At 63.7% G+C, this 5,760-nt stretch carries 4 protein-coding genes and 1 pseudogene; 4 read left to right on the top strand and 1 reads right to left on the bottom strand.

Annotated features, from left to right (window positions below):
- On the bottom strand, positions 1-953 hold a 953-nt coding region (locus tag ABR948_RS27765), incomplete at its 3' end, for a glycosyltransferase family 39 protein (protein WP_428124213.1).
- 295 nt (positions 954-1,248) lie between these two features.
- Between ABR948_RS27765 and ABR948_RS27760 the strand changes: the two genes are divergently transcribed.
- The 4 genes and pseudogenes from ABR948_RS27760 to ABR948_RS27745 form a co-directional block, all read left to right on the top strand.
- On the top strand, positions 1,249-2,700 hold the full coding sequence (locus ABR948_RS27760) for a L,D-transpeptidase family protein (RefSeq protein WP_428124211.1): 1,452 nt from the start codon (positions 1,249-1,251) through the stop codon (positions 2,698-2,700).
- A gap of 78 nt (positions 2,701-2,778) precedes the next feature.
- The gene (locus ABR948_RS27755) at positions 2,779-4,620 is read left to right on the top strand and encodes a tetratricopeptide repeat protein (protein ID WP_428124209.1); all 1,842 of its coding nucleotides are present in this window, start codon (positions 2,779-2,781) and stop codon (positions 4,618-4,620) included.
- A gap of 41 nt (positions 4,621-4,661) precedes the next feature.
- Positions 4,662-4,823, top strand: a complete 162-nt coding sequence (locus ABR948_RS27750) for a hypothetical protein (protein WP_428124207.1) — start codon at positions 4,662-4,664, stop codon at positions 4,821-4,823.
- Positions 4,824-5,186: 363 nt separating this feature from the next.
- Positions 5,187-5,760 (top strand): annotated as a pseudogene (locus ABR948_RS27745) (hypothetical protein); the annotation flags it as partial.

Raw genomic sequence — 5,760 nt, 5'->3', positions numbered from 1 at the left:
AGCAGCGGCACCCGGATCGCAATATAGATCGGCACATAAAGCCGCGGCACGTTCGCCATCTCATAGATCTGGCCGGCGAGCAGCGTCCGGATCGAGTAGTTGAACTCGGAGAAGGCGAGCAGGCCGCGGATCGGATTGAGCGGAGCCAGCGCCGCCCAGGGCCAGGCCAGAATCATCACGACATAGGCCAGCGCCAGCGCCGGCACCATCGCCAGCAGCGATTTGACGCCAAAGCGCAGCCAAATGCGGCCGTCGCCCGGCCAGGGCAAATACAGCACGATGGCAAAGCCGACATAGATCACCAGCAGCAGACCGATGACCCGTTCGCCGAGTGCTGCGCCCGCCAGCAGGCCGAAGGCTGCGATGTCGCCGGCGCGGGGCGACGGCAGCACGCGCGCGATCCGGATCAGCACCAGCGTCGCCGCCATCATCGCCGCGGCAAAGGGAATGTCCTTGGTATGGTTGAACATCGAGCCATACCAGGCGCCGCATGAGGTCAGGCAGGCCGCGGCGATCAGGCCCGCGCGCGGACCCGCGATCAGCCGCGCCGTCGCCGCCGCCGCACCGATCCCGCCGATACCGATCAGGGCGCAGACGATATGGCGCAGATCGAACGGATCGATCGGGATCACATGACCAAGCAGGATGGCGATGATGTCGAACAGGCCGCCATAGAGATAAAGGTTCAGGAAGCTGAACAGGCTCTGGTCCCGGAAGCCGCTGCGATAGTAGGCGATGATCAATTCGCCGTAGTGACGCTGCACGCCTTCGTCGTTCGAGATCGCATAATCCTGGTAGGTCAGGAGCGCGACCGCGACCAGCGTCGCCAGCAGCGTGACGGTTGCGATATCATGGCGCTCGAAGCGCGCCGTCCATCGGGTCGCTTCGCGCGACGGCACAGGTCTGCTCGCAACGTCGGAAATATGCTCCCCGGCTGGCATCAACTCGGTCATGTGCTCTCGGATCAGGCCCCGTTGCGGCGCAGATTTGGCGCGCACCCGTATCTACCCACCATGCGACGTGCCCCCCGCCATTGCGGGCAAACGCAGCGGTGCTTTCAGCTACGTTAGTTGTCCTGAGAAGTGAGTCAATCTCCCCGCGCTCCCCGCGGAAACGGCCGCGGATGGGCATTGCCGGCCCTGGCCGACAGGGGCATCCGGGAAATTCCGTCTTGGCAGTTTCGACGGAATGGTTTTATCAATCTTTGAGGTGCAAACTGGCGCGGCCCCGATCGGTGAGGTCGCTTTTTTGAACTGGAAACGCGAGCAGTCAAGGCCACGCCCGGCCCATCTTGCGATGGCGGTTCTGGCCGCGCTGAGCGCGGCGGCAGGTCATGCCGGCGCCACGGAGCGCCGCGGCGACCGCGCGGTCGAGTCGATCGAATCGCGCGCGGCCGGCGAGCCGGTGCTGGCGATCGTTTCGCTGCAGAGCCAGCGGATCACCGTCTATGACGCCAATGGCTGGATCCTGCGGGCGCCGGTGTCGAGCGGCCAAAGGGGACGCGAGACGCCCGCCGGGATTTTCAGCGTGATCCAGAAGGACGCGGATCACCACTCGAACCTGTACGACGATGCGTTCATGCCGCACATGCAACGCCTGACCTGGTCGGGCATCGCGCTCCACGGCGGCGCGCTGCCGGGATATCCGGCGTCGCATGGCTGCGTCCGGATGCCGTTCGACTTCGCCGAACGCCTGTTCGACGTGACCAAAATGGGCTTGCGGGTGATCGTGGCACCGACCGATGCGGCGCCTGTCGAGATCGCCCATCCGGTTCTGTTTCAGCCGAAGCCCGGGGCCGGCGCGCTGGCCGCCGCGCGGATGGCGGAGGCGGATGAGGCGGCCAAAAAGGCGGAACAGGCCAGGCGCGCCGCCTGGGCCGCGATCCGGGAGTCCGCGCTGGCGACGGTGCCGGTGCGTGTGGCGGAAAACCAGAAGCGAAGAGCCGAGGCGCTAGTGGCAACCGCCGAGGCCGCGCTCGGCGCCGCCATCCCGGGCGAGGCCAGGGAGCGGGCTGAAAGCGACAAGGCGCAGGCCGCAGCCAGGGTTGTCGAGTTGCAGACGCAACTGGACGCCGCCAAGACCGAGCTGCAGCCGAAGCTCGACGCCGCGGCGGCGGCGCGGGAAGCCGCTGCCGGCGCGGAGACGGCGCGGGCCGCGGCGGCCGAGGCGGCGCGTCTGGTGATGCGCGAGCTCGAGCCGGTATCGGTGCTGATCAGCCGCAAGACCCAGCGGCTGTATGTCCGGCAAGGTTTTGAGCCGGTGCTGGATGTGCCGGTGACGATTGTGGATCCCGATCGTCCGATCGGCACGCATGTCTTTACCGCGATGGAACGCACCGGCGGCGAGGCCAGGCTGCGATGGAGCGTCGTCTCGCTGGAAGGTTCGCGTTCGCAAGTCGGGGCACGTGGCCACGACGCCGAGTCGACGCCACCGGCCAGCGCCAGCGGCGCGCTCGAGCGGATTGTCATTCCGCCGGATGCACTGGATCGCATCGCGGGGATCGCGCCGCGGTCTTCGCTGATCGTCACCGACGAGGCCGTGAGTTCGGAGACCGGCAAGGGCACCGATTTCGTGGTGCTGCTGAGCGGTGAGCCGCAAGGCGGCATCAAGATCCGGCGACGCGATCCGGAGGCCGAATTCAGTTACGCGCGCCCGCGCGATGGGCGATCGCCATTCGGCGGTTCTTTTTTCACCCGGTGAATCTGTTCGTTGTCGCTGTCGGCACCAGGCTGACATAGCCGTTGGATTTTTCGTTTTATTGATCGCCAATGTGGTTAGATGGCAGCGGCTGTCCGCTACGGCGTGATGGAAGCGACCGGCCGCAAGCAAAAAGGGTACGGCTCGATCTCCGGGGCGGCAGGATTTCTACCTCTCGTGAGTAAATGGTCATTTTCGGAAGCTGACATCATGCGAAACGAGTATTGCTTCGTAGCAGCCGTAACAGCGCTCGCTTTGCTTGCATCGCCCACGAGAGCCGCGAACCAGCGAGACGTCCGGGATTGCGAACAAGGATCTGATCCCGACCGCTCGATTGCCGGTTGCACCCGCGCGCTCACCAGTGGAGGAATTCGATCGCCTGCCGCCGCCTTCTACAACCGGGGCATCGCTTGGGCTGACAAGGGCGAGTTCGAGCGCGCCATCGCCGATTACAATGAGGCAATCCGGATCGATCCAAAATACGCGAGCGCTTACCATAACCGAGCCAATGCGTGGAAGGAAATAGGCGAGTACGATCGCGGCATCGAGGACCTTGATGAAGCAATCCGGCTCCACCCGGACGCCCTGGGCTATAATAACCGCGGATTCATTTGGACGAAAAAGGGCGAATACGACCGCGCTATCGCCGATTTCACTGACGCGATCCGGCTCGACCCCAGATTTGCCAACTCTTATGCCAATCGCGGCGCGGCTTGGCGGTTAAAGGGAGATCTCGATCGCGCGCTGCTCGATCAGGACCGCGCGATCGCGTTGGATCCGAAGAGCATGATCGTCAATGTCGAACGCGGCGATACGCTTCGTTACAAGGGGGATTTTGCGCGCGCGATAGCGGATTACGAGCGGGCGCTGCGTGTGCGGCCGGACTACATTCCGGCATTCACCGGACTCGGACTGACCTATGAAAAGATGGGCGACGTTGCGAGCGCTCGCGTCAAATTCGAGCAGGCGACGACCTCCCGATACCCCTATCGGTTTGCCGATGCGCCAAGATCAGCTCTGGAAACCGCCCACGCACGTCTGGCTGCCCTCGACTCCGGCATTGCTCAACCGTCCATTCCGAACTCATTGCCAAAGGCAACTTCCGCCACATCGATCCCGACACCGGCTATCGCCGCCCCAACTGTTGCCCCCGCAACCATCAAAACGACTGTCGCCAGACAAGGCCGCCGCGTCGCGCTGGTGATCGGCAATTCCGCCTACAAGAATGTGCCTGCTCTCGTGAATCCGCAGAAGGATGCCGCGGCGATCGCAGCATCGTTGCGCAATATTGGATTCGAGTCGGTGACGCTTGCCAATGACGCCACGCGCGAGAAGCTTGTCGACAGCCTGCGTGCCTTCGCCGACGAGGCCGAAAAGGCCGACTGGGCCATGGTATACTATGCCGGGCACGGCCTGGAGGTCGGTGGCGTCAACTATCTCGTGCCTACGGACGCACGGCTGGCGGTGGATCGCGACATCCAGTTCGAGGCCGTGCCGCTGGATCAGGTGCTCGCTGCGGTCGACACCGCCAACCGGCTCAAGCTCGTGGTGCTCGATGCCTGCCGTGACAATCCGTTTTCGCCGCGCAAGACCGAAGCGCCGGCGAGCGCCGCGGCCACGCCGACAGGCGGCGCAAAGATATCCTCGCGCTCGATCGGCCGGGGACTTGCCGAGGTCAAGACGAGTGGCGGAACGCTGGTGGTGTTCGCCGCGAAAAACGGACAGGTCGCGCTCGATGGCGAGGGCGACAATTCGCCGTTTGCGGTGGCCGTGTTGCAGCGGGTCGCCACCCCTGGGGTCGAAATCAACAAGCTGTTTCGCCTGGTGCGCGACGACGTGATGGAAGCCACCGCCGGGCGGCAGGAGCCCTACACTTACGGATCGCTCCCCGGCAAGGAGGATTTTTTCTTCGTTGAAAAGTAGGCGCTTTTTCGCCGAAGGCGGCGCTTCCAGCCGGCGAGGCATTGAGTTCGGAGACCGGCAAGGGCACCGGTTTCGTGGTGCTCCTGAGCGGCGAGCCGCAAGGCGGCATCAAGATCCGGCGCCGCGATCCGGAGGCCGAATTCAGTTACGCGCGCCCACGCGATTTTCGATCGCCGTTCGGCGGTTCTTTCTCCACCTGGTAAACCCGTTCGTTGCCGCTGTCGGCACCAGGCTGCCTAGCCGTCGCCCTGATCAATATCTGCTGTTGAGGGACGAACGGACATCGATCATTCGCTGGTTGAGGTCGCACTCTGACCCTTAACGAAGGTGGGACAAACACACTTTGTGACTGGCCGCGCTGGCCTTCATTCGTAGGGTAACAGGCTGCGAAGCGTGCTCCTGAAGCAATCTCGTAGCAAACGCGGATTGCTTCCTGACACCCTCTTTCTCCGATGACGACTTCAACGAACGGGAACTTTCCCAAGGCTGCCAATCGGGTCGCGCAAACAAATCGCAGGAACTTCCGCCGCGATGCGCGCGTTCATTTTGGGACAGTGGAGGTCAACATGCCGTTCTCTTTGGGTTCGTATCTGATCGGAGTTGGAACCGTGGTCGGCACGCTTGTCTTCGGTTTCGGAGGCGGCGTGCTCCTGACACACACCGCGATGAAAGACAGCCCTGCCGGGCAAACAAGGGTTGAGCGGTTTGCCCGTGCAGAACCGGAGACGCCGGTCACCCCGCAAGCTCTGGCCGCGCAAGTCACTCCGACGCCCAACCACGCTGCCGTGACTCCGAACCAAGTTACCACTCCTGATCAGGACCGTCCCGCATCAGTCGCCGCCATAAAGCACGATGCGGTACCGGTGGAACAGTCTGCCGCTGTTCCTCCCGATCAGGTAGCGGCTGCTCAAGCCGCGACGCCGAAACCCGATGCTGCGCGCAAACCAGAACCGGAAACGCCAAGGCAAATTCAAGCGGCCAGGGATCCACAGCCGATGAATCAAGCGGCGAGGGAGCCGCAGCCGCCGAAGCAGGTCGAACAAACCGAACGAACGGAAGCAAAGCCCTTCGAATCGAGAGAAACAGATCGCAGGGCCGAGCGCTCGAAGCGGTATGCCGAGCGAAGGCTGCTAGACATCG

Origin of the sequence: Bradyrhizobium sp. (assembly GCF_050014615.1) — a bacterium.
Taxonomy (GTDB): Bacteria; Pseudomonadota; Alphaproteobacteria; order Rhizobiales; family Xanthobacteraceae; genus Bradyrhizobium.
The sequence above is the reverse complement of the archived record's forward strand: the minus strand, read 5'-3'. Positions and strand labels throughout refer to the sequence as shown.

What these genes read in the sequence shown, in the direction of transcription:
- ABR948_RS27755 (WP_428124209.1), top strand. Translation starts at nt 2,779, where the DNA reads ATGGCAGCGGCTGTCCGCTACGGCGTGATGGAAGCGACCGGCCGCAAG.